Raw genomic sequence first — 22,786 nt, 5'->3', positions numbered from 1 at the left:
CCCAGGCACAAGGCTTGAGCGTACCTACCTCACGCAGCTGGGTCAAAACAAATGCTGTCCACGCCCGCGGCCCCGGCTCCGGACCCCCGCCCGCCGATGGCGATGACCACCCCCGTGGCCCCTTCCCGCGCAGCTCGGCGCCCCGGAGGCCCGCCGTCCGCCGCCCGGCCGTCAGCCGGGCACCCAGGCCCCGGGAAGGCATGCCCCCGCACACGCCGGAGGGCGGCCACCCCCTGACGTACAGGGGTGACCGCCCTCCGGTCGTTCAAGCCACTCGCTTACTGGTTGTACGGACCGTAGTCGTAGTCCTCCAGCGGAACGGCCTGGCCGGAGCCCGTGCCGAACGGCGAGTAGTCGATGTCGTCGTAGCCGACGGCCGAGTACATCGCGGCCTTGGCCTCCTCGGTCGGCTCGACCCGGATGTTGCGGTAGCGGGACAGGCCCGTACCGGCCGGGATGAGCTTACCGATGATGACGTTCTCCTTGAGGCCGATCAGGGAGTCCGACTTGGCGTTGATCGCCGCGTCGGTGAGGACCCTGGTCGTCTCCTGGAAGGACGCCGCCGACAGCCACGACTCGGTGGCGAGCGAGGCCTTGGTGATACCCATCAGCTGCGGACGGCCAGAGGCGGGGTGACCGCCCTCGGTGACCACACGACGGTTCTCGGTCTCGAACTTCGACCGCTCGACCAGCTCGCCCGGAAGCAGCTCCGCGTCGCCGGACTCGATGATCGTCACGCGGCGGAGCATCTGCCGGATGATGATCTCGATGTGCTTGTCGTGGATCGACACGCCCTGCGAGTTGTAGACCTTCTGGACTTCGCCGACCAGGTGGACCTGGACCGCACGCTGGCCGAGGATGCGCAGCACGTCGTGCGGGTTGGTCGCACCGACGGTGAGCTTCTGGCCCACCTCGACCGCGTCGCCCTCGCCCACCAGGAGACGGGCACGCTTCGAGATCGGGAACGCCGTCTCGTCGCTGCCGTCGTCCGGGGTGACGACGAGCTTCTTGGTCTTCTCGGTCTCCTCGATCCGCACGCGGCCCTTGGCCTCGGAGATCGGGGCGACACCCTTCGGCGTACGGGCCTCGAAGAGCTCGACGACACGGGGCAGACCCTGGGTGATGTCGTCACCGGCCACACCACCGGTGTGGAAGGTACGCATCGTGAGCTGGGTACCGGGCTCACCGATGGACTGGGCGGCGATGATGCCGACCGCCTCACCGATGTCGACCAGCTTGCCGGTGGCGAGCGAGCGTCCGTAGCAGAAGGCACAGGTGCCGACCGCGGACTCACAGGTCAGGACCGAGCGGGTCTTGACCTCCTCGACGCCGGCGCCCACGAGGGCGTCGATCAGGACGTCACCGAGGTCGACGTTGGCAGGCGCGATGACCTTGCCGTCCACCACGACGTCCTCGGCGAGCATGCGGGCGTAGACCGAGGTCTCGACGTCGTCCGTCTTGCGGAGCACGCCGTCGGCGCCCTTGACCGCGATCTTCAGCTTCAGGCCGCGGTCGGTGCCGCAGTCCTCCTCGCGGATGATCACGTCCTGCGAGACGTCCACCAGACGACGGGTCAGGTAACCCGAGTCGGCGGTACGCAGGGCGGTGTCCGCCAGACCCTTGCGGGCACCGTGCGTGGAGATGAAGTACTCCAGAACGGTGAGGCCCTCGCGGAAGGACGCCTTGATGGGACGGGGAATCGTCTCGTTCTTGGCGTTCGACACCAGACCACGCATACCCGCGATCTGACGCATCTGCATCATGTTTCCTCGGGCACCCGAGTCGACCATCATGAAGATGGGGTTCGTCTTCGGGAAGTTCGCGTTCATCGCCTCGGCAACCTCGTTGGTCGCCTTGGTCCAGATCGCGATGAGCTCCTGCGTGCGCTCGTCCTTGGTGATCAGACCGCGCTCGTACTGCTTCTGGACCTTCTCGTCCTGCTCCTCGTAGCCCTTGACGATGGCCTTCTTGGCCTCGGGCACGACGACGTCGGAGATGGCCACGGTGACGCCCGAACGGGTCGCCCAGTGGAAGCCCGCCGCCTTCAGGTTGTCGAGCGTCGCCGCCACGATGACCTTGGGGTAGCGCTCGGCCAGGTCGTTGACGATCTCGGAGAGCTGCTTCTTGCCCACCGAGTAGTCGACGAACGGGTAGTCCTCGGGCAGCAGCTCGTTGAAGAGCGCACGGCCCAGGGTGGTCCGCAGCCGGAAGGTGTCACCGGGCTGGTACTCCGGCTCGCCCTCCTCGGCGACCGGCGGCACCCAGCCACGCGGCGGCATGGTGCCGACCGGGAAGCGGATGTCGACCTTCGCCTGGAGCGACAGCTCGCGGGCGTCGAAGGCCATGGTGGCCTCGGCCGTGGAGCCGAACGCGCGGTCCGCGCCCTTGACGTCGCGGCCCTCGTCGTCCGTGGTGAGGAAGAAGAGGCCCAGCACCATGTCCTGGGTCGGCATGGTGACGGGACGGCCGTCGGCCGGCTTCAGGATGTTGTTCGAGGACAGCATCAGGATGCGGGCCTCGGCCTGCGCCTCCGCGGAGAGCGGCAGGTGCACGGCCATCTGGTCACCGTCGAAGTCCGCGTTGAACGCGGTGCAGACGAGCGGGTGGATCTGGATGGCCTTGCCCTCGACCAGCTGCGGCTCGAAGGCCTGGATGCCGAGGCGGTGCAGGGTGGGCGCACGGTTCAGCAGCACCGGGTGCTCGGCGATGACCTCTTCGAGGACGTCGTACACGACGGTGCGGCCACGCTCGACCATGCGCTTGGCCGACTTGATGTTCTGCGCGTGGTTCAGGTCCACCAGGCGCTTCATCACGAACGGCTTGAAGAGCTCCAGCGCCATCGCCTTCGGCAGACCGCACTGGTGCAGCTTCAGCTGCGGACCGACGACGATCACGGAACGCGCGGAGTAGTCCACACGCTTGCCGAGGAGGTTCTGACGGAAACGGCCCTGCTTGCCCTTGAGCATGTCGCTCAGGGACTTCAGGGGGCGGTTACCGGGACCGGTGACCGGGCGACCGCGGCGGCCGTTGTCGAACAGCGCGTCGACGGCCTCCTGCAGCATCCGCTTCTCGTTGTTCACGATGATCTCGGGGGCACCGAGGTCAAGGAGACGCTTGAGGCGGTTGTTGCGGTTGATCACACGGCGGTACAGGTCGTTCAGGTCGGAGGTCGCGAAGCGGCCACCGTCCAGCTGCACCATCGGACGCAGGTCCGGCGGGATGACCGGCACGCAGTCGAGCACCATGCCCTTGGGCTTGTTGCTGGTCTGCAGGAACGCGGAGACGACCTTGAGGCGCTTGAGCGCACGGGTCTTCTTCTGGCCCTTGCCGGTACGGATGATCTCGCGGAGGCGCTCGGCCTCCTCGTCGAGGTCGAAGGACTCCAGGCGCTTCTGCAGCGCGGCGGCGCCCATGCAGCCGTCGAAGTACGTGCCGAAGCGGTCACGCAGCTCGCGGTAGAGCAGCTCGTCGCCCTCCAGGTCCTGGACCTTGAGGTTCTTGAAGCGGCTCCACACCTCGTCGAGGCGGTCGATCTCGCGCTGCGCACGGTCGCGCAGCTGCTTCATCTCACGCTCGGCGCCTTCGCGCACCTTGCGGCGCACGTCGGCCTTGGCGCCCTCGGCCTCCAGCTCGGCCAGGTCGGTCTCGAGCTTCTTGGCCCGGGCCTCCAGGTCGGCGTCGCGGCGGTTCTCGGTCTGCTGACGCTCGACGGAGACGTGGGCCTCCAGGGACGGCAGGTCGCGGGTACGACGCTCCTCGTCCACGAACGTGATCATGTACGCGGCGAAGTAGATGACCTTTTCCAGGTCCTTCGGCGCGAGGTCCAGCAGGTATCCGAGGCGCGAGGGAACGCCCTTGAAGTACCAGATGTGGGTGACGGGAGCGGCAAGCTCGATGTGGCCCATCCGCTCACGACGCACCTTGGCGCGAGTGACCTCGACGCCGCAGCGCTCGCAGATGATGCCCTTGAAGCGGACACGCTTGTACTTGCCGCAGTAGCACTCCCAGTCCCGGGTCGGACCGAAGATCTTCTCGCAGAAGAGTCCGTCCTTTTCGGGCTTGAGCGTGCGGTAGTTGATGGTCTCCGGCTTCTTGACTTCGCCGTGCGACCAGGTCCGGATGTCGTCCGCGGTGGCAAGGCCGATCCGCAGCTCGTCGAAGAAGTTGACGTCGAGCACTTGTCGTCAATCCCTCTTTCGGGGTCTCGTCTCAATCAATGGTCTGAACGGGTCCGGGGAGGGCCGGCCGCCTCGGGATGAGGCGGCCGGCCGGCCCGTCAGACCTCTTCGACGCTGCTCGGCTCGCGCCGGGACAGGTCGATACCGAGTTCCTCCGCCGCGCGGAAGACGTCCTCGTCCGTGTCGCGCATCTCGATGGACATGCCGTCCGAGGACAGCACCTCCACGTTGAGGCAGAGCGACTGCATTTCCTTGATGAGCACCTTGAAGGACTCGGGAATGCCGGGCTCGGGGATGTTCTCGCCCTTGACGATGGCCTCGTAGACCTTCACGCGGCCGGTCACGTCGTCGGACTTGATCGTCAGGAGCTCCTGGAGGGCGTACGCGGCGCCGTAAGCCTCAAGGGCCCACACCTCCATCTCACCGAAGCGCTGACCACCGAACTGCGCCTTACCACCCAGCGGCTGCTGCGTGATCATGGAGTACGGGCCGGTCGAACGCGCGTGGAGCTTGTCGTCGACCAGGTGGTGCAGCTTGAGGATGTACATGAACCCGACCGAGACCGGGTCCGGGAACGGCTCGCCGGAGCGGCCGTCGAACAGCTGGGCCTTGCCGGAGGGCTGGACCAGGCGGTCGCCGTCGCGGTTGGGGATCGTGGCCTCGAAGAGACCGGAGATCTCGTCCTCGCGCGCACCGTCGAAGACGGGCGTGGCGACGTTGGTGCCGGGGGCGACCTGGTCGGCGCCGATGGCCTGCAGGCGCTGGGCCCACTCGTCACCGAGGCCGGAGACGTCCCAGCCGCGGCTGGCGAGCCAGCCGAGGTGGATCTCCAGGACCTGTCCCGGGTTCATTCGGGACGGGACACCCAGCGGGTTGAGGATGATGTCGACCGGGGTGCCGTCCTCCAGGAACGGCATGTCCTCGATCGGCAGGATCTTGGAGATGACGCCCTTGTTGCCGTGACGGCCGGCGAGCTTGTCACCATCGGTGATCTTGCGCTTCTGCGCGACGTAGACGCGGACCAGCTGGTTCACGCCCGGCGGCAGCTCGTCGCCCTCTTCGCGGTCGAAGACGCGGACGCCGATGACCTTGCCGATCTCACCGTGCGGCACCTTCAGCGAGGTGTCGCGCACCTCGCGCGCCTTCTCACCGAAGATCGCGCGGAGCAGGCGCTCCTCGGGGGTCAGCTCGGTCTCACCCTTGGGCGTGACCTTGCCGACGAGGATGTCGCCGGCGACGACCTCGGCACCGATCCGGATGATGCCGCGCTCGTCGAGGTCGGCGAGGACCTCCTCGGAGACGTTCGGGATGTCCCGGGTGATCTCCTCCGGGCCGAGCTTGGTGTCACGGGCGTCGACCTCGTGCTCCTCGATGTGGATCGAGGAGAGGACGTCGTCCTGCACGAGGCGCTGCGACAGGATGATCGCGTCCTCGTAGTTGTGACCCTCCCACGGCATGAACGCCACGAGCAGGTTCTTGCCGAGGGCCATCTCACCGTTCTCGGTGGCCGGTCCGTCGGCGAGCACCTGGTCGGCGATGATCCGGTCGCCCTCGGAGACGACGACCTTCTGGTTGACCGAGGTGCCCTGGTTGGAGCGCATGAACTTGGCGATGCGGTACGTGGTGTACGTGCCGTCGTCGTTCGTGACGGTGATGTAGTCCGCGGAGACCTCCTGGACCACACCGTCCTTCTCGGCCTTGAGGACGTCGCCGGCGTCGGTGGCGCAGCGGTACTCCATGCCGGTGCCGACGAGCGGGGCCTCCGACTTAATCAGCGGCACCGCCTGACGCATCATGTTCGCGCCCATGAGGGCACGGTTGGCGTCGTCGTGCTCCAGGAAGGGGATCATCGCGGTGGCGACGGACACCATCTGGCGCGGCGAGACGTCCATGTAGTCGACGTCCGTGCCGGGCACGTAGTCGACCTCTCCGCCACGACGGCGGACCAGGACGCGCGGCTCGGTGAAGCGCAGCTCGTCGTTGAGGGTCGCGTTCGCCTGGGCGATGACGAAGCGGTCCTCCTCGTCGGCGGTGATGTAGTCGACGTCGTCGGTGACCTGGCCGTCGACGACCTTGCGGTACGGCGTCTCGATGAAGCCGAACGCGTTGACGCGGCCGTACGAGGCGAGCGAGCCGATCAGACCGATGTTCGGGCCTTCGGGGGTCTCGATCGGGCACATGCGTCCGTAGTGGGACGGGTGCACGTCTCGGACCTCGAAGCCGGCCCGCTCACGGGAGAGACCACCCGGGCCAAGAGCCGACAGACGGCGCTTGTGGGTGAGACCCGACAGCGGGTTGTTCTGGTCCATGAACTGCGACAGCTGGCTGGTGCCGAAGAACTCCTTGATGGAGGCGACGACCGGCCGGATGTTGATCAGGGTCTGCGGCGTGATCGCCTCGACGTCCTGGGTGGTCATGCGCTCGCGCACGACGCGCTCCATCCGCGCCAGGCCCGTACGGACCTGGTTCTGGATGAGCTCGCCGACGTTGCGCAGACGACGGTTGCCGAAGTGGTCGATGTCGTCGGTCTCGACGACGATCTCCCGGCCGGACTCACCGATCGTCTCGGTCTCGCCGGCGTGCAGCTTGACCAGGTACTTGATGGTCGCGATGACGTCGTCGGTGGTGAGCACCCCGGCGTCCAGCGGCTCATCGGCGCCGAGCTTCTTGTTCACCTTGTAGCGGCCGACCTTCGCGAGGTCGTAGCGCTTCGGGTTGAAGTAGAGGTTCTCGAGCAGCGTCTGAGCGGCCTCGCGGGTCGGCGGCTCGCCCGGACGCAGCTTGCGGTAGATGTCGAGCAGTGCGTCGTCCTGGCCCTGGGTGTGGTCCTTCTCCAGGGTGGCGCGCATGGACTCGTACTCGCCGAACTCCTCGAGGATCTGCTCGGTGGTCCAGCCGAGAGCCTTCAGGAGGACGGTGACGGACTGCTTGCGCTTGCGGTCGATGCGGACACCGACCATGTCGCGCTTGTCGATCTCCATCTCCAGCCAGGCACCCCGGGAGGGGATGATCTTGGCGGAGAAGATGTCCTTGTCGGACGTCTTGTCGATGGAGGAGTCGAAGTAGACACCCGGCGAGCGGACCAGCTGCGACACGACGACACGCTCGGTGCCGTTGATGACGAAGGTGCCCTTGTTGGTCATGAGCGGGAAGTCGCCCATGAAGACCGTCTGGGACTTGATCTCGCCGGTCTCGTTGTTGGTGAACTCGGCCGTGACGAAGAGCGGCGCGGCGAACGTGAAGTCGCGCTCCTTGCACTCGTCGATCGAGTTCTTCGGGGGCTCGAAGCGGTGGTCGCGGAACGTAAGCGACATCGACCCGGAGAAGTCCTCGATCGGAGAGATCTCCTCGAAGATCTCCTCCAGGCCGGACTTGGTGGGGACGTCTTGTCCACTGTCCAGAGCAGCCTCGACGCGAGCCTTCCAGGCGGCGTTGCCGAGAAGCCAGTCAAAGCTCTCGGTCTGCAGCGCGAGGAGGTTCGGAACCTCGAGGGGCTCCTTGATCTTTGCAAAAGAGATGCGCAGCGGGGCGGTGCTGGCACCGTTGTTCGTATTCGCGGTCGAGGCGTTGCGCGAGGCGGCCAAGAGGGGGTCCTTCCGAGGGCTCGGACTCACTACGCGCGTACCGGTCCCACTCTGGACACAAAGACAGGCCGTTCCGAATCGGTCGCAAACGACCAGGTCGGAGGGGGTCGGTTCTCGGTGCTTCAGCGTGGGCATGCCCCTGGTGACGGGCAGGAGGCAGCTAACAGGCAGCGCAAAGGGTCAGTGTAGCCAAGCGGCACACTGATGTCCAGTCGGGGTTCTCAGAGACCCACGTTGCTCTCAACAGCTGTTCTCAACACCTATGTCTTGCCCTCGCGCGGGGTGCGCGCTTCTTTACTTCCCTCTTCACTCTCGATCCATGCCTCGGATACGGATCGAAGTGATGACGCGTCCTGAGAATTGCGCGCCGCGTCCGGTTCGTCAAGGCCCGCCGGTCCGATCGGACCCGCCAGGAGCCTTCACCGGCCACCCCCGGGAACCCGCGGGACGCCCTGGAGAGGGCTGCGGGAGGCGCACGGCGAAGATCACCCTACTCGTCACCGGCGGAAGAGCAAGGCACCCGCCCCGGGCACGCCGAAGGGCGACCACCCGGATGGGTGATCGCCCTTGGCGCGGGCACGTGACGTGCCCAGGGAGTCCCGAGGACTCCCGAGGTGTTACTTGACCTCGACGGAAGCGCCGGCGGCCTTGAGGGACTCGGCAGCCTTCTCGGCGGCCTCCTTGGCGACCTTCTCGAGGACCGGCTTCGGGGTGCCGTCGACGAGGTCCTTGGCCTCCTTCAGACCCAGCGAGGTCAGCTCACGCACGACCTTGATGACCTGGATCTTCTTCTCGCCGGCGCCGGTGAGGATGACGTCGAACTCGTCCTGCTCCTCAGCGGCCTCGGCGACGGCGCCCGGGCCGGCCGGGCCGGCGACGGCGACGGCCGCGGCGGCGGTGACGTCGAACTTCTCCTCGAAGGCCTTCACGAACTCGGAGAGCTCGATGAGGGTCATCTCTTCGAACTGCGCGAGCAGGTCGTCCTGGGACAGCTTCGCCATGACAGGCGTCCTTCCACTATTCGGCAGGTGCCGGATGTATATGTCGGCGGGCGTACGTGGAGCCCGCTGGACCGCTGAGCGTGATTACTCGGCGGCCTCGGCGGGAGCCGGAGTACCGGCACCGCCCTGCTCTTCCTTCTTGGCGCGAAGAGCTTCCGCGGTGCGGACGAACTTGGAGGGCAGGGCCTGGAAGACCTGCGCCGCCTGCGTCTGCTTGCCCTTGAAAGCACCGGCCAGCTTGGAGAGCAGAACCTCGCGGGACTCGAGGTCCGCGAGCTTCTTGATCTCATCGGCGGACAGCGCCTTACCGTCAAGGACACCGCCCTTGATGATGAGGTTGGGGTTGTCCTTGGCGAAGTCACGAAGACCCTTCGCCGACTCCACCGGGTCACCGGTGACGAAGGCAACCGCCGTCGGACCCGAGAACAGGTCGTCCAGCGCGTCGATCCCGGCCTCGTTGGCCGCAATCTTGGTCAGCGTGTTCTTCACCACGGCGTACTGGGCGTTCTCACCGAGCGAACGGCGCAGCGTCTTGAGCTGCGCCACGGTGAGACCCCGGTACTCGGTCAGCACGGCGGCGTTCGAGCTGCGGAACTGATCCGCGAGCTCGGCTACCGCGGCAGCCTTGTCGGGCCTTGACATGAGCGTCGGCCTCCTTCCGGGTGATGAGGACCGCTCAGAAGGGGCCGGGAAAGACGAAACGCCCCAGCACAAGTGCCAGGGCGCAGCTCGACCGAACAGAGTCCGGGAGCGATTCCACAGTCACCTGCGCAGGTCGTCCGATCTAGCGGAACCTTCGGTCACCGTCCCCTTGAGAGGAACAGCGACGACCAGCGGTCTTTGGCTTCCTAGTGAGAGTACGCGACCGGACGGGCGGCGGGCAAATCCGTCCCTGTTCGTCCCGTGGGAAAGGTGTCAGGAGGCGCTGCCCGGGGTGCCGCCCTGCTTCAGCAGCTCCTTGAAGTCCACGGTGTCCGAGGCCTCCGGCCGGTCCGAGGGGACCTCGGTGCCGTAGTCGCTGTAGAAGAGCGTGGAGTTGAACGTGCCGGTCTTCATCTCGCCGCGCTCGGTCTTCTTCACCAGCAGGTCGTTCTCGTCGACCCAGATGTCGACGGTCTGGGTGGTCACCCCGGCCAGCGCCAGCTGCTCCTTGAACGCGGCCAGCTGCTGCGCGTCCAGGTCGCTGTTCTTCGCGGTCAGCTCGGCCACGTCGATCGTGCCGGAGTAGTGCGTGGCGGAGACCCCGCGGACGTCCTCCTGGCCGACCTTCTTGACGTCGCCGGAGGCCAGGAGCGCCTTCACGCCCTGGTCGGGGGTGCTGTTCTGGATCTGGTCCTTCATGACGTCGCCGGAGGCACCGCCCAGCTCGGCGAGGTCCTTGTAGGAGTACCGGATCCAGTTCTTGCCGCCGGTGTTGGCCGCCATGCCGGCGCCCAGGTTGGCGTAGTACTCGTCCTTGAAGTAGCGCGCCTCGACCGATCCGTCGCCGCCGGCCTTCTTCAGGGCTTCGCCCATGGTCCCGCCGGTGTACGTGATGGTGAGCGCGCCCGAGAGTCCGTCAGCCCAGCCGATGGCCCCGGACTGCTTCATGGACACCGCGCTGCCCATCTCGGTGGTGCCCTCGACCTTCGCGGACCGGGCGCCGCCGGTCTTCTGCTGCACCTGCTTCAGCGCGGCCACGGGGCTCGCCTTGGCGACGGCGTCCGCCTTGCCCTTCCCGGAGCCGCCGGCGCCGTCGGAGCCACTGCAGGCCGCCATCGACGTCAGTGCCGCCGCGGCGGCCAGAGCCGTACCCATGCGTCGTGCCGTGCTCGTCCTCATGGTGTCGGTCCACCCCTCGTGTCGTCCGTCGTCCCCAGCAGCCCACAGTGGCACAGGGCACTGACAGGCGTGGGGCCTTACGGATACGAGGACGGGCCCCGCACCTCGAAAGGTTGCGGGGCCCGTTCACACAGTGCACGCGTCCGACGCGGCTACCGGGTGAGCGCGAGGGCTCAGACGGCTGCCGGGTCCTCCTCGACGAGGAGGTTGCGGGTGCGGTTGGCGTCCAGCGGGATGCCGGGGCCCATCGTGGTCGTCAGAGCGGCCTTCTTGATGTAGCGGCCCTTGGCGGCGGACGGCTTCAGACGGAGGACTTCCTCCAGCGCCGCTGCGTAGTTCTCCACCAGCTTGGTCTCGTCGAACGAGACCTTGCCGATGATGAAGTGCAGGTTGGAGTGCTTGTCGACGCGGAACTCGATCTTTCCGCCCTTGATGTCGTTGACAGCCTTGACGACATCGGGGGTGACGGTGCCGGTCTTCGGGTTCGGCATCAGACCACGCGGACCGAGCACGCGGCCCAGACGGCCGACCTTGCCCATGAGGTCCGGGGTGGCGACGACAGCGTCGAAGTCCAGACGGCCCTTCGCCACCTCGTCGATGAGCTCGTCGGCGCCGACGATGTCGGCTCCGGCGGCTTCCGCGGCCGCAGCACGGTCACCGGTCGCGAAGACCAGGACCCGGGCGGTCTTGCCGGTGCCGTGCGGGAGGTTCACGGTGCCGCGGACCATCTGGTCGGCCTTGCGCGGGTCGACACCCAGGCGGAAGGCGACCTCGACGGTGCCGTCGAACTTCGTGGTGGCGGTGTCCTTGGCGATACGGACGGCCTCGAGCGGGGCGTACACGCGCTCCCGGTCGATCTTGGCGTCCGCAGCGCGGAGGTTCTTGCTGCGCTTCACTTCTGCTCCTGTGGTTTCAGAGTGTGGAGTCGTGGTGCGGACCAGCGCTTGGTCCTACCACTGGGGGTTACGGGGCTGAATCAGCCTTCGACCGTGATGCCCATGGAACGGGCGGTGCCGGCGATGATCTTCGACGCGGCGTCGAGGTCATTGGCGTTCAGGTCGGGGAGCTTCGTCGTGGCGATCTCGCGGACCTGGGCAGCCGTCAGCTTGGCGACCTTGGTCTTGTGCGGCTCGCCGGAGCCCTTGTCCACACCCGCGGCCTTGAGGATCAGCTTGGCGGCCGGCGGAGTCTTGGTGATGAAGGTGAAGGAGCGGTCCTCGTAGACCGTGATCTCCACCGGCACGACCATGCCACGCTGCGACTCGGTCGCGGCGTTGTAGGCCTTGCAGAACTCCATGATGTTGACGCCGTGCTGACCGAGCGCGGGGCCGACCGGCGGGGCCGGGTTCGCCGCACCGGCGTTGATCTGGAGCTTGATAAGCCCCGTGACCTTCTTCTTCTTGGGAGGCATTGCTCTCTCCGGGTCCTAGTGAGAGTGTTTCGCCGCCATTCCGGTCATCCGGATGGAGGCATACCGCACAACGATAACGGGTATAGCTGTGCGACCAAAAACCCAGCAGGTCAGAGCGGCTGTGGAGCCCCTCTGACCTGCTGGGTAGGCATGTGTCCAGAAAGCGGCGGGAAGCGCCTAGTTCTTCTGGATCTGGTCGAAGCTGAGCTCGACCGGGGTCTCGCGGCCGAAGATCTCGACGAGGCCCTTGACCTTCTTCGAGTCGGCGTTGATCTCGTTGATCGTGGCCTGCAGCGTGGCGAACGGGCCGTCGGTGACGGTGACCGAGTCGCCGACCTCGAAGTCCAGCACCTGGACCTCGACCTTGCGGGCCGGAGCGGGCTTGCCCTCGGCCTCGGCGGCCTCGCGGGCGGCCTTCTCCTCGGCCTCCGGCGCGAGCATCTTGACGATCTCGTCCAGGGTCAGCGGGTACGGGTCGTAGGCGTTGCCCACGAAGCCGGTGACGCCCGGCGTGTTCCGCACGACGCCCCAGGACTCGTTCGTCAGGTCCATGCGCACCAGCACGTAGCCGGGGAGCTTGTTCTGCCGGACGTTCTTGCGCTCGCCGTTCTTGATCTGGACGATTTCCTCTTCAGGCACCTCGGCCTGATAGATGAACTCCTCCACGTTCAGCGAGACGGCGCGCTGCTCCAGGTTGGCCTTCACGCGCTTCTCGTAACCGGCGTACGTGTGGATGACGTACCACTCGCCGGGGAGGGTGCGGAGCTCGTCGCGCAGGGCGGCGATGGGGTCGACGGGGGCGGCCGGCTCGGCCTCCTCCTCGTCGGCCTCGTCGGCCTCTTCCTCGACGGTCTCGACGGCCTCGGCCGCCTCGTCGACTGCCGCGTCCTCGCCCTCGGCGGCTTCGGCCTGGTCCGGGTCCACGGAATCAGCAGCCTCAACGATGTCGAGCTCGTCCTTGGCGGACTCTGAGGCGCCCGCCTCGGGCTCGACGGCGTCGTTCAGGTTCGGGTCAGACACGATGGCTGCTTCTTCCTGGATACAAAGGGTGGAACGTGCGAAAGGGGCGCCGGGGTCCGACGCCTTCCGCGTGATCAGCCGAAGACGTACTTGACGACCCGGGCGAAGCCCATGTCGAGAACGGTAACAAGACCGATCATGACGACGACGAACACGATCACCACGGAGGTGTACGTCGTGAGCTGGCTACGCGTCGGCCAGACAACCTTACGGAGTTCGGCGACGATCTGGCGGTAGAACAGCGCGAGCCGGCCCAGAGGGCCCTTCTTGCCGCGCTTGCCGCCCTTCCGAGCCTTCTTCTTCGACTCGGGAGCTTCATCATCGGCATCAGGCATGTCGATGGAGCCCACGGCGTCCGTCACGCTACTCACCTGATTCCGGGTCGTGGCCGTGCCGCGCCCGGTGGAGCCGCACGGCTGTGCAATGAAGTACGTACATGCGCACACATCCTGGCGAAGGAGTGTGTAGCAGGGCCGGAGGGACTTGAACCCCCAACCGCTGGTTTTGGAGACCAGTGCTCTACCAATTGAGCTACGACCCTTGGTGGTTTCCACCAACCTACCGCATCTTCCCCGGTGACCGGGTGCAGGAACGGTGCGGCTGGTGAAGGCCAACGACAGGTGAGTGTACGTGCTCAGGGCCGCCGCGTCGAACAGACAACAACCGACCGGTCCTGTCCGGATGCTGTCCAGGTCGTGTCCGGTCCCTGAAACCCCTGCGCCGACGGCTTTCGCGGTCTGCAAGCATGGGGCCATGAGCGCTGCAACTTCACCGTCCGAGCGCCGGGTTTCCGCCCGCATCGGTGCGATCTCCGAGTCCGCGACCCTCGCCGTCGACGCCAAGGCCAAGGCCCTCAAGGCCGCCGGGCGTCCGGTGATCGGCTTCGGGGCCGGCGAACCCGACTTCCCGACGCCCGACTACATCGTCGACGCCGCGGTCGAGGCCTGCCGCAACCCGAAGTACCACCGCTACACCCCCGCAGGCGGACTGCCCGAGCTCAAGGCCGCCATCGCGGAGAAGACGCTGCGCGACTCCGGCTACGAGGTCGACGCCAGCCAGATCCTGGTGACCAACGGCGGCAAGCAGGCCATCTACGAGGCCTTCGCCGCGATTCTCGACCCGGGCGACGAGGTCATCGTCCCCGCCCCGTACTGGACCACCTATCCCGAGTCGATCCGGCTCGCCGGCGGTGTCCCGGTCGAGGTCGTCGCCGACGAGACCACCGGCTACCGGGTCTCCGTCGAGCAGCTGGAGGCCGCGCGCACCGAGAAGACGAAGGTCGTCCTGTTCGTCTCGCCGTCCAACCCGACCGGCGCGGTCTACAGCGAGGCCGACGCCGAGGCGATCGGCCGCTGGGCCGTCGAGCACGGCCTGTGGGTCCTGACCGACGAGATCTACGAGCACCTCGTCTACGGCGACGCGACCTTCACCTCGCTCCCGGCGATCGTCCCGGAGCTGCGTGACAAGTGCATCGTCGTCAACGGCGTCGCCAAGACGTACGCGATGACCGGCTGGCGGGTGGGCTGGATCATCGGCCCCAAGGACGTCGTCAAGGCCGCGACCAACCTCCAGTCGCACGCCACCTCCAACGTCTCCAACGTCGCCCAGGTCGCCGCGCTCGCGGCCGTCTCCGGCCCGCTGGACGCCGTCGCCGAGATGCGCACCGCCTTCGACCGCCGCCGCAACCTCATCGTGCGGATGCTGAACGAGATCGACGGCGTGTTCTGCCCCGAGCCCGAGGGCGCGTTCTACGCCTACCCGGCGGTCAAGGACGTGCTCGGCAAGGAGATCCGCGGCAAGCGCCCGGCCTCCACGGTCGAGCTGGCCGCCCTGATCCTGGACGAGGCGGAGGTCGCCGTCGTGCCGGGAGAGGCCTTCGGCACCCCCGGCTACCTGCGCCTTTCCTATGCACTGGGCGACAACGACCTGATCGAGGGCGTCTCGCGGATCCAGAAGCTGCTGGGCGAGGCCAAGGCCTGAGAAGCCCGCGCGTCAGTGCCCCCGGCCGCCGGAATTTCCTCCGGCCGGGGGCGCTTTTTTTGTTCGAGCAGCCCCCGGAAGGGGAAAGCGGCTACCGCTCCGGCCCGCCCGTGCGGCAGGATCTTCCGATGGAGCGTGATGTACGTCTGTTGCCCAAGGCCCACCTGCACCTGCACTTCACCGGGTCGATGCGGCCCACCACCCTGCTCGAACTCGCCGACAAGTACGGGGTCCATCTCCCCGACGCCCTGACCGGCGGGGAGCCGCCGAAACTGCGGGCGACCGACGAGCGCGGCTGGTTCCGTTTCCAGCGGCTCTACGACATCGCCCGGTCCTGCCTGCGGTCCCCCGAGGACATCCAGCGCCTGGTGCGGGAGAGCGCCCAGGAGGACGTCGCGGACGGCTCCGGCTGGCTGGAGATCCAGGTCGACCCCACCTCGTACGCCCCGCTGCTCGGCGGGCTGATCCCGGCCATCGAGATCATCCTGGACGCCGTGGACAGCGCCTCCCGGGACACCGGCCTGGACATGCGCGTGGTGATCGCCGCCAACCGGATGAAGCACCCGCTGGACGCCCGCACGCTGGCCCGGCTCGCCGTGCGGTACGCCGACCGGGGCGTCGTCGGCTTCGGGCTCTCCAACGACGAGCGGCGCGGGATGGCCCGCGACTTCGACCGGGCCTTCGCCATCGCCCGGGACGGCGGCCTGCTGGCCGCTCCGCACGGCGGGGAGCTGTCGGGGCCCTCCAGCGTGCGCGACTGCCTCGACGACCTGGACGCCTCGCGGATCGGCCACGGTGTGCGGGCGGCCGAGGACCCCCGGCTGCTGCGCAGGCTCGCCGAGCGGCAGATCACCTGCGAGGTGTGCCCGTCGTCCAACGTGGCGCTCGGCGTCTACGAGAAGCCCGCCGACGTCCCCCTGCGCACTCTGTTCGACGCGGGCGTGCCGATGGCGCTGGGAGCGGACGATCCGCTGCTGTTCGGTTCACGGCTGGCCGCCCAGTACGAGCTGGTGCGCCGCCACCACGGCTTCACCGACGAGGAGCTGGCCGAACTGGCCCGCCAGTCGGTGCGCGGATCAGCGGCTCCCGCGGACGTACAGGCGAAGCTGCTGTCCGGGATCGACGACTGGCTGGCTAACTGATCCCGGCCAGGAGCGTACGGGCGAGGGAGGCGGCGAAGTCGTCCAGGGGCGGCGGGGGTTGGCCGCCGGGCAGCGTGGAGTAGGCGAAGGCCCGCTGGGCGCAGGCGCCCAGCAGCAGGGAGGCGGCGGCGTAGGTGTCCACGCCCGCCCGGACACGGCCCACACCCTGCTCGGCGCGCAGATAGGCGTCGAGCTGCTGGATCGGCAGGTGGGGCCCGGACTCCACGCCTCCCACGCCCTGCTCGTGGCGGCGCTTGAGCTGGGGTTCGGCGTACAGGGACGCGGCCATGGGGAAGGTCTGCTCGTAGAACAGGGCGGCATGGCGGGCGATGTCGGTGAGGTTGCCCTCGACGCTGCCTTCACCGGCGGTCAGTTCGTCGAGGAGGCCGATGAGCCGGGGCAGCCGCTCCGCCAGGACGGTGACGAACAGCTCTTCCTTGCCGGAGAAGTACTTGTAGAGCGCCGCCTCCGAGCAGCCGGCCGCCTTGGCGATCTCCTTGGTGGTGGTCCGGGCGAGGCCGATGGACAGCATCAGCTCGTACGCCGCGTCGACGATCCGGACGCGGGCGGGCTTCTGGTCCATGCGAGCTCCAACAGGCCGTGACCCGGCATTCTTGACGACCGGGCGGAAGGTCACCCACTCTAGAGGTTAGTAAACACTCACCCACTCCAGAGGGGCGCGCTATGAAGATCACCGTGTTCGGGGCGACCGGGGGTGTCGGCCAGGAGATCACGGGCCAGGCGATCGAGGCGGGCCACGAGGTGACCGTCGTGGCCCGGGATCCGGACCGGCTCCCGGAAGCGCTGGACCGCGCGGTGCTGCACGGTGTCGTCCGGCTGGACGACGAGGCGGCGGTGCGGGCGGCGGTGGCGGGGCGCGACGCGGTGCTCTCGGGGCTGGGTGCGCGCGGCCGGAAGGCGAACGGCGTCGCCGAGCGGCTCACCGGGCGGATCGTGTCGGCGATGGCGGCCGAGGGGACCCGGCGGCTGCTGGCGGTGAGCGCGGTGCCGGTCGGGCCGAAGGCGGTCGGTGATCCCCTGACCGACCGGCTGTCACTCACGCTGGTCAGGGCGGTGTTCGGAGATCTGTACGCCGATCTCGCCCGGATGGAGGCGGTGCTGGCCGGCAGCGCGACGGACTGGACCGCGGTGCGCCCGCCGAGGCTGACGGACGGGCCGCGCACGGGCGCCTACCGCAAGGCCGTGGGCGGCACGCCGCGCAGCAGCCGGACCATCTCCCGGGCCGACGTGGCGCACGCGATGCTCGCGCTGATCGACGACCCGGCGGCCGTGAAGCAGGGCGTGGGCATCGCGTACTGAGCGCGTACGCCCCGCGCGTCCGCCGTGTTACAGGCTGACGCCCACCGTCACCGGCTCGTTGACCAGGGTGACGCCGAAGGCCTCGTGCACTCCGGCAACGACCTCGCGGGCCAGGGCGAGCAGGTCCTCGGTGGTGGCCGCGCCCCGGTTGGTGAGGGCGAGGGTGTGCTTGGTGGAGATCCGGGCGGGGCCGCTGCCGTACCCCTTGGTGAATCCGGCCCGGTCGATCAGCCAGGCCGCCGAGGTCTTGGTGCGGCCGTCCTCGGCGGGGAACGCCGGGGGCGTCACGTCCGGCCCGAGGCGGTCGCGGACCCGGCCGAGGAACTCCTGGAAGGCGGCCGCGTCGAGGATCGGGTTGGTGAAGAAGGACCCCGCGGACCAGGTGTCGTGGTCCTCCGGGTCCAGCACCATGCCCTTGCCCGCGCGCAGTCGCAGAACGGTCTCGCGGGCGGCCGGCAGCGGGACGCGGTCGCCCTGCGTGACGCCCATGGCCCTGGCCGTTTCGGGGTACTTCAGGGGCGCGGAAAGCCCGTCTGCCTCTTCCAGCTCGAATCGGACACGCAGCACCACGAAGCGGTCGGGTTCGGCCTTGAAGCGGCTGTGCCGGTACGAGAACGCGCACTCCGTGTTCGGAATCGTCACGGTCTCCTGGGTGCGCCGGTCGTAGGCGACGACCTCCGTGATGGTGGAGGACACCTCCTGTCCGTACGCGCCGACGTTCTGAATGGGTGTCGCGCCCGCGGATCCGGGGATGCCCGCCAGGCACTCGATGCCCGCGAGGCCCGCCTCGACGGTCCGGGCGACGGCGTCGGTCCACACCTCTCCGGCCGCCAGCTCCAGTGACGTACCGGAGAGCTCGAAGCCCTGGGTGGCGATGCGCAGCGCGGTGCCGTCGAAGCCCTTGTCCCCGATGACCAGGTTGGAGCCGCCGCCGACGACCAGCAGCGGGGTGCCGCTCGCGTCGGCCTCGCGGACGGCGGCGATCACCTCGGCATCGGTCGTGGCGGTCAGCAGCCGGGCGGCGGGGCCGCCGAGCCGGAAGGTGGTCAGGGGGGCGAGGGGGGCGTCGTGGAGTTCCTGCACGGGGACAAGAGTACGGTCCGCGCCCCCGCCGCTCGTGCGGGGCCACGGACCGTACGCCGATGTCCGGCGGCTCGGACGGCCGTGTCTCAGGCGAGCCGGACCACGGCCCGGGACATCCCCAGCACCTTCTTGCCGTCGCACATCGCGACCAGGTCCACCCGGACCAGGTTGTCGTCCAGCTTCGCCGCGACCTTGCCGCTGACCTCGATCAGCGCGCCCTTGTCGTCGTTGGGCACGACGACCGGCTTGGTGAACCGCACCCCGTAGTCGACGACCGCGCCCGGATCGCCGGCCCAGTCCGTGACGACCCGGACCGCCTCGGCCATCGTGAACATGCCGTGCGCGATCACGTCCGGCAGTCCGACCTCGCGCGCGAACTTCTCGTTCCAGTGGATCGGGTTGAAGTCGCCCGAGGCGCCCGCGTACTGCACGAGCGTGGCCCGCGTCACCGGGAACGACCGCGCCGGCAGCTCGGTGCCGACCTCGACCGACCCGTAAGAGACCTTCGCCGTCATCACGCCTCCTCGGCGGCGCGCGCCACCAGCTTCGTGACCGCCGTGACCACCAGCTCGCCGGCCTCGTCGTGCACATCCCCGCGAATGTCGAGAACGTCGTTGCCCGCCAGGGACTTGATGCTCTCGATCGTCGACGTGACCGTCAGCCGGTCCCCCGCCCGCACCGGGCGCACGTAACGGAACTTCTGGTCCCCGTGGACCACGCGGCTGTAGTCCAGGCCCAGCTGCGGGTCCTGCACCACCACTCCGGCGGCCCGGTAGGTGATCGAGAAGACGAACGTGGGCGGCGCGATCACATCGGCGTGACCGAGCGCACGGGCGGCCTCCCGGTCGACGTACGCCGGGTGGGTGTCGCCCACCGCCTCGGCGAACTCGCGGATCTTCTCCCGGCCGACCTCGTACGCCGGAGTGGGCGGATAGGTCCGCCCCACGAAGGACTGGTCGAGCGCCATGAGCTCGCTACCTCCTGAGAAACCTGGTGAAAGACGAACAAGGGCACGCCCCCGTGCGGGGAGCGACCTCATACAACGACACGAGGCCGCCCCCAGAGGGGACGGCCTCGTGTACGAGCCTGATTCAGCGCGTTTCGCGGTGCGCGGTGTGCGAGTTGCAGCGCGGGCAGTGCTTCTTCATCTCAAGACGGTCCGGGTTGTTACGCCGGTTCTTCTTGGTGATGTAGTTCCGCTCCTTGCACTCCACGCAGGCCAGCGTGATCTTCGGGCGGACGTCGGTGGCAGCCACGTGAGTGCTCCTTGGACGGACGTTGGACGGATGAACGCATAAAAGGGTAGCCGATCGAAGGACCGACCCAACAATCGGCTACCGTTAGTAGCGGTGACCGGACTTGAACCGGTGACACAGCGATTATGAGCCGCTTGCTCTACCGACTGAGCTACACCGCTTTGATGATGAGTCCCCCCGCCGAAGCGGGGTTTCCCGATCACCAGAGCCCCAATGCGGAATCGAACCGCAGACCTTCTCCTTACCATGGAGACGCTCTACCGACTGAGCTATTGGGGCGAGCGATGAAGACATTACACGGTCCTCGGCCGGTTGCCCAAATCCGTTTGTGCCGCATCCTCCGGGCCCCTGTCCGGGGCCTCCCACACCCCCTGATCAGGCCTTGATCCAGGACGCGTCCTCATGCGGACCCGGCCCGGTCCGCCGCCGACGCAGGCGCACCGGTACGACTATTCCGCTCCTCCCGGAAGCCGCCCCCGCACGCCCCTAGGGTGTGGTCACTCCGTGTGATCTTGCACCCCTCCCAGGAGCGCGATGCCTGACAGCCAGCCACGGCGGCCCGACGACAACGCGCCCGACAGCGCCGACGCAGCCACCACCGCCGACACCCCCGCCCTCGTCCTCGGCGGCGCCCGCCTCGCCGACGGCCGGGCCGTGGACGTACGCCTGAGCGGCAGCCGGATCGAGGCCGTGGGCACCGCGGGCAGCCTCACCGCCCGCGGCCCCCGGATCGACCTCCGCGGCTATCTGCTGCTCCCCGCCCCGGCCGAACCCCACGCCCACAGCGACACCGCCCTCACCGCGGACAGTCTGGGCCCCGACAGCCCCGGCCCCGCGTCCCACCGCTCCGAGGACATCCAGCGCCGCGCCACGGAGGCGGCCCTCCTCCAGCTCGGCCACGGCGCCACCGCCCTGCGCACCCACGTCCGCGTCGGCGACGTCCAGGGCCTCGCCCCGCTCGAAGCCGTCCTCCAGACCCGGCGCGCCCTGCGCGGCCTCGCCGACGTGCTGCCCGTCGCGGTCCCCCGGCTCCTCACCGGCATCGCCGGAGCGGACAGCCTCGCGATGCTCAGGGACGCGGTGAAGATGGGCGCGGCCGTCGTCGGCGGCTGCCCCGACCTCGACCCCGACCCCACGGGCTACACCGAAGCCGTCCTGGAGATCGCCGCCGAGCACGGTTGCCCCGTCGACCTGCACACCGACGCCGATGATCCCGCCCGCCTGGCCCGGCTCGCCGCGATGGTCTCAGGGCTGCGCCCGGGTGTCGCCCTCGGCCCCTGCGCGGGTCTGGCCCACCTGCCCCTGGACGCGGCGGCCCGCGCCGCCGACCGGCTCGCCGCCGCCGGGATCACCGTGGTCTGCCTGCCCCAGGGCGGCTGCGCCGGTTCCGAGCGCCGTACGACCGCCCCCGTACGCCTTCTGCGCTCCGCCGGCGTGCACGTCACGGCGGGCAGCGGCGCGCTGCGGGACACGGCCAACCCGGTCGGCCGCGGCGATCCGCTCGAAGCCGCCTACCTCCTCGCCTCGCAGGCGGGGCTGCGCGCCGAGCAGGCGTACGCCCTGGTCTCCACGAGCGCCCGTGCGGCCCTCGGCCTGCCCGACGTACGCGTCGAGGCGGGCTTCCCGGCCGAGCTCCTCGCCGTACGCGGCGAACGGCTCTCCGCGGCGCTCTCCCTCGCGTACAGCCGCATCGTCATCCACCGCGGCCGGATCGTGGCCCGTACCAGCGCCGTACGCGAGTACTGCGACTCCGACGCCGACGCCGCCGCGGGCCTCGGCGGGCTGCCGCGCCAGGGCAGGCCCGACCCCGGCGCCGGGCCGAGGAACTGAGCGCGACCCGGTCCCCGGGCGTACGGTCGGGGGTATGCGCATTGTCATCGCAGGTGGACATGGACAGATCGCACTGCGGCTGGAGCGGCTGCTCGCCGCACGCGGGGATGAAGCCGTAGGGATCATCCGCAACCCCCAACAGAGTCAGGACCTCACCGACGCCGGCGCCGAACCCGCCGTGCTGGACCTCGAATCGGCCACCGTGGAGCAGACCGCCGAGGTGCTGCGCGGTGCGGACGCGGCCGTCTTCGCGGCGGGCGCCGGGCCGAACAGCGGCACCGCCCGCAAGGACACCGTCGACCGCGACGCGGCCGTGCTGTTCGCCGACGCAGCCGAGGCGGCGGGCGTGCGCCGCTACCTCGTCGTCTCCTCGATGGGAGCCGACCCCGACCACCCCGGCGACGAGGTATTCGACGTCTATCTGCGGGCCAAGGGCGCCGCGGACGCGGCCGTACGCTCCCGTACCGCGCTGGACTGGACGATCCTGCGCCCCGGCATGCTGACGAATGACGCGGGCACCGGCCAGGTCCTCCTGGCCGCCTCGACGGGCCGTGGCCCGATCCCCCGCGACGACGTGGCGGCCACGCTGCTGGAGCTGCTGGACACCCCGGCGACGGCGGGCCTCACCCTGGAGGCGATCTCCGGGAACGTGCCGGTGACGGTGGCCGTGAAGGACGTCGCGGGCAACTGAGGCCTCGCGGGCGGCCGGACCGGTCGCCCGCGACGGGCTCCGGGCCACTGCTCCGGACGCTCCGGACAACGAGGAAGCCCCCGACCGGATATCCGGTCGGGGGCTTCGTTCGCGTGGCGGCGCCAGGGTTCGAACCTGGGTAGGCTGAGCCGGCAGATTTACAGGGGGCCGGTTACATGCCACCTGAGCAGCTGTTTTGCCGGGCTTGTCGACACCCGGGGGATACCTGGGGGATGCATCTCCGAGTAACGGCTGTGACACTCTGCGGCACTTCGCCCTCCGAGGGTGGATCCCACCCTGCGATGGCCCGCAAGGCAGCGTTGGACCACGAGGCGAGTCCCCGAAGTGCCGCTGACGGCTCTTACGTCGTGTTGCAGAGCGCGGCTCTCCACTCACGCCCCAGCTCCACAATCCCGAACGACCCAGAGTGGACATATCTGACAATTCAATGATATGTCAGCAAATAGCA

At 68.7% G+C, this 22,786-nt stretch carries 19 protein-coding genes and 3 tRNA genes; 5 read left to right on the top strand and 17 right to left on the bottom strand.

Annotation, left to right across the window (positions count from 1 at the left end):
- Positions 1-278 precede the first annotated feature (278 nt).
- From WQO_RS21320 to WQO_RS21275, 10 genes are all read right to left on the bottom strand, one after another.
- A complete protein-coding gene (locus WQO_RS21320) occupies positions 279-4,178 on the bottom strand; it encodes a DNA-directed RNA polymerase subunit beta' (protein ID WP_006126878.1) in 3,900 nt (1,299 codons plus the stop codon).
- Between the two features lie 98 nt (positions 4,179-4,276).
- Positions 4,277-7,762: a DNA-directed RNA polymerase subunit beta gene (rpoB, locus tag WQO_RS21315; protein WP_010058810.1), complete on the bottom strand. Its 3,486-nt coding sequence runs from the start codon at positions 7,760-7,762 to the stop codon at positions 4,277-4,279.
- Positions 7,763-8,379: 617 nt separating this feature from the next.
- Positions 8,380-8,763 (bottom strand): 50S ribosomal protein L7/L12, encoded by a 384-nt coding sequence (gene rplL, locus WQO_RS21310; protein WP_010058811.1) that lies wholly within the window; start codon positions 8,761-8,763, stop codon positions 8,380-8,382.
- Positions 8,764-8,847: 84 nt separating this feature from the next.
- Positions 8,848-9,405, bottom strand: a complete 558-nt coding sequence (gene rplJ / locus WQO_RS21305; protein WP_010058812.1) for a 50S ribosomal protein L10 — start codon at positions 9,403-9,405, stop codon at positions 8,848-8,850.
- Positions 9,406-9,678: 273 nt separating this feature from the next.
- Positions 9,679-10,584 carry an SCO4651 family lipoprotein gene (locus WQO_RS21300; RefSeq protein WP_029182118.1) on the bottom strand — a complete coding sequence of 302 codons (906 nt, stop codon included), beginning with the start codon at positions 10,582-10,584 and terminating at the stop codon, positions 9,679-9,681.
- 173 nt (positions 10,585-10,757) lie between these two features.
- On the bottom strand, positions 10,758-11,480 hold the full coding sequence (gene rplA, locus WQO_RS21295) for a 50S ribosomal protein L1 (RefSeq protein ID WP_010058815.1): 723 nt from the start codon (positions 11,478-11,480) through the stop codon (positions 10,758-10,760).
- Positions 11,481-11,560: 80 nt separating this feature from the next.
- On the bottom strand, positions 11,561-11,995 hold the full coding sequence (gene rplK, locus WQO_RS21290; RefSeq protein ID WP_010058817.1) for a 50S ribosomal protein L11: 435 nt from the start codon (positions 11,993-11,995) through the stop codon (positions 11,561-11,563).
- Between the two features lie 177 nt (positions 11,996-12,172).
- Positions 12,173-13,015 carry a transcription termination/antitermination protein NusG gene (gene nusG, locus WQO_RS21285; protein WP_010058819.1) on the bottom strand — a complete coding sequence of 281 codons (843 nt, stop codon included), beginning with the start codon at positions 13,013-13,015 and terminating at the stop codon, positions 12,173-12,175.
- A gap of 74 nt (positions 13,016-13,089) precedes the next feature.
- Positions 13,090-13,377 (bottom strand): preprotein translocase subunit SecE, encoded by a 288-nt coding sequence (gene secE, locus WQO_RS21280; protein WP_010058820.1) that lies wholly within the window; start codon positions 13,375-13,377, stop codon positions 13,090-13,092.
- 106 nt (positions 13,378-13,483) lie between these two features.
- Positions 13,484-13,556, bottom strand: a tRNA-Trp gene (locus WQO_RS21275).
- Between the two features lie 212 nt (positions 13,557-13,768).
- Between WQO_RS21275 and WQO_RS21270 the strand changes: the two genes are divergently transcribed.
- Both WQO_RS21270 and WQO_RS21265 read left to right on the top strand, forming a co-directional pair.
- Complete coding sequence (locus tag WQO_RS21270) at positions 13,769-14,995, top strand: pyridoxal phosphate-dependent aminotransferase (RefSeq protein ID WP_010058821.1); 1,227 nt, start codon at positions 13,769-13,771, stop codon at positions 14,993-14,995.
- 128 nt (positions 14,996-15,123) lie between these two features.
- Positions 15,124-16,137, top strand: a complete 1,014-nt coding sequence (locus tag WQO_RS21265) for an adenosine deaminase (RefSeq protein ID WP_010058822.1) — start codon at positions 15,124-15,126, stop codon at positions 16,135-16,137.
- On the opposite strand, the gene WQO_RS21260 is transcribed toward WQO_RS21265, so the two are convergent.
- Entirely contained in the window at positions 16,130-16,720 is a 591-nt protein-coding gene (locus WQO_RS21260) for a TetR/AcrR family transcriptional regulator (RefSeq protein WP_010058823.1), read from the bottom strand. The genes WQO_RS21265 and WQO_RS21260 overlap by 8 nt on opposite strands.
- A 101-nt stretch (positions 16,721-16,821) precedes the next feature.
- On the opposite strand from WQO_RS21260, the gene WQO_RS21255 reads away from it, so the two are divergent.
- A complete protein-coding gene (locus WQO_RS21255; protein ID WP_010058824.1) occupies positions 16,822-17,457 on the top strand; it encodes an NAD(P)-dependent oxidoreductase in 636 nt (211 codons plus the stop codon).
- Positions 17,458-17,484: 27 nt separating this feature from the next.
- Here WQO_RS21255 and WQO_RS21250 read toward each other — a convergent pair whose 3' ends face one another.
- The 6 genes from WQO_RS21250 to WQO_RS21225 form a co-directional block, all read right to left on the bottom strand.
- On the bottom strand, positions 17,485-18,540 hold the full coding sequence (locus tag WQO_RS21250; protein WP_010058825.1) for a UDP-N-acetylmuramate dehydrogenase: 1,056 nt from the start codon (positions 18,538-18,540) through the stop codon (positions 17,485-17,487).
- Positions 18,541-18,626: 86 nt separating this feature from the next.
- On the bottom strand, positions 18,627-19,055 hold the full coding sequence (locus WQO_RS21245; RefSeq protein ID WP_010058826.1) for a MaoC family dehydratase: 429 nt from the start codon (positions 19,053-19,055) through the stop codon (positions 18,627-18,629).
- Positions 19,055-19,507, bottom strand: coding sequence for a MaoC family dehydratase N-terminal domain-containing protein (locus WQO_RS21240; RefSeq protein WP_010058828.1), 453 nt, complete (start codon positions 19,505-19,507; stop codon positions 19,055-19,057). The genes WQO_RS21245 and WQO_RS21240 overlap by 1 nt, the downstream gene beginning before the upstream one ends.
- 124 nt (positions 19,508-19,631) lie before the next feature.
- On the bottom strand, positions 19,632-19,796 hold the full coding sequence (gene rpmG, locus WQO_RS21235; protein ID WP_003956487.1) for a 50S ribosomal protein L33: 165 nt from the start codon (positions 19,794-19,796) through the stop codon (positions 19,632-19,634).
- A gap of 88 nt (positions 19,797-19,884) precedes the next feature.
- A tRNA-Met gene (locus WQO_RS21230) sits at positions 19,885-19,957 on the bottom strand.
- A 45-nt stretch (positions 19,958-20,002) separates the two neighbouring features.
- A tRNA-Thr gene (locus WQO_RS21225) sits at positions 20,003-20,075 on the bottom strand.
- A gap of 255 nt (positions 20,076-20,330) precedes the next feature.
- Here WQO_RS21225 and WQO_RS21220 point away from each other — a divergent pair.
- Together WQO_RS21220 and WQO_RS21215 are read left to right on the top strand one after the other, a co-directional pair.
- On the top strand, positions 20,331-21,626 hold the full coding sequence (locus tag WQO_RS21220) for an amidohydrolase family protein (RefSeq protein ID WP_010058829.1): 1,296 nt from the start codon (positions 20,331-20,333) through the stop codon (positions 21,624-21,626).
- A 34-nt stretch (positions 21,627-21,660) separates the two neighbouring features.
- Positions 21,661-22,317: an SDR family oxidoreductase gene (locus WQO_RS21215; protein ID WP_010058830.1), complete on the top strand. Its 657-nt coding sequence runs from the start codon at positions 21,661-21,663 to the stop codon at positions 22,315-22,317.
- The last annotated feature ends 469 nt before the right edge of the window (positions 22,318-22,786 follow it).

Origin of the sequence: Streptomyces globisporus C-1027, assembly GCF_000261345.2 — a bacterium.
In the GTDB taxonomy this organism is placed as follows: Bacteria; Actinomycetota; Actinomycetes; order Streptomycetales; family Streptomycetaceae; genus Streptomyces; species Streptomyces pakalii.
The sequence above is the reverse complement of the archived record's forward strand: the minus strand, read 5'-3'. Positions and strand labels throughout refer to the sequence as shown.

Excerpts from the sequence above, each read along its gene's own strand:
- rplL (WP_010058811.1), bottom strand. The coding sequence starts at position 8,763 with ATGGCGAAGCTGTCCCAGGACGACCTGCTCGCGCAGTTCGAAGAGATG.
- WQO_RS21215 (WP_010058830.1), top strand. The coding sequence starts at position 21,661 with ATGCGCATTGTCATCGCAGGTGGACATGGACAGATCGCACTGCGGCTG.
- WQO_RS21265 (WP_010058822.1), top strand. The coding sequence starts at position 15,124 with ATGGAGCGTGATGTACGTCTGTTGCCCAAGGCCCACCTGCACCTGCAC.
- rplJ (WP_010058812.1), bottom strand. The coding sequence starts at position 9,405 with ATGTCAAGGCCCGACAAGGCTGCCGCGGTAGCCGAGCTCGCGGATCAG.
- WQO_RS21270 (WP_010058821.1), top strand. The coding sequence starts at position 13,769 with ATGAGCGCTGCAACTTCACCGTCCGAGCGCCGGGTTTCCGCCCGCATC.
- WQO_RS21220 (WP_010058829.1), top strand. The coding sequence starts at position 20,331 with ATGCCTGACAGCCAGCCACGGCGGCCCGACGACAACGCGCCCGACAGC.
- WQO_RS21255 (WP_010058824.1), top strand. The coding sequence starts at position 16,822 with ATGAAGATCACCGTGTTCGGGGCGACCGGGGGTGTCGGCCAGGAGATC.
- WQO_RS21245 (WP_010058826.1), bottom strand. The coding sequence starts at position 19,055 with ATGACGGCGAAGGTCTCTTACGGGTCGGTCGAGGTCGGCACCGAGCTG.
- WQO_RS21300 (WP_029182118.1), bottom strand. The coding sequence starts at position 10,584 with ATGAGGACGAGCACGGCACGACGCATGGGTACGGCTCTGGCCGCCGCG.
- rplK (WP_010058817.1), bottom strand. The coding sequence starts at position 11,995 with ATGCCTCCCAAGAAGAAGAAGGTCACGGGGCTTATCAAGCTCCAGATC.
- WQO_RS21240 (WP_010058828.1), bottom strand. The coding sequence starts at position 19,507 with ATGGCGCTCGACCAGTCCTTCGTGGGGCGGACCTATCCGCCCACTCCG.
- WQO_RS21260 (WP_010058823.1), bottom strand. The coding sequence starts at position 16,720 with ATGGACCAGAAGCCCGCCCGCGTCCGGATCGTCGACGCGGCGTACGAG.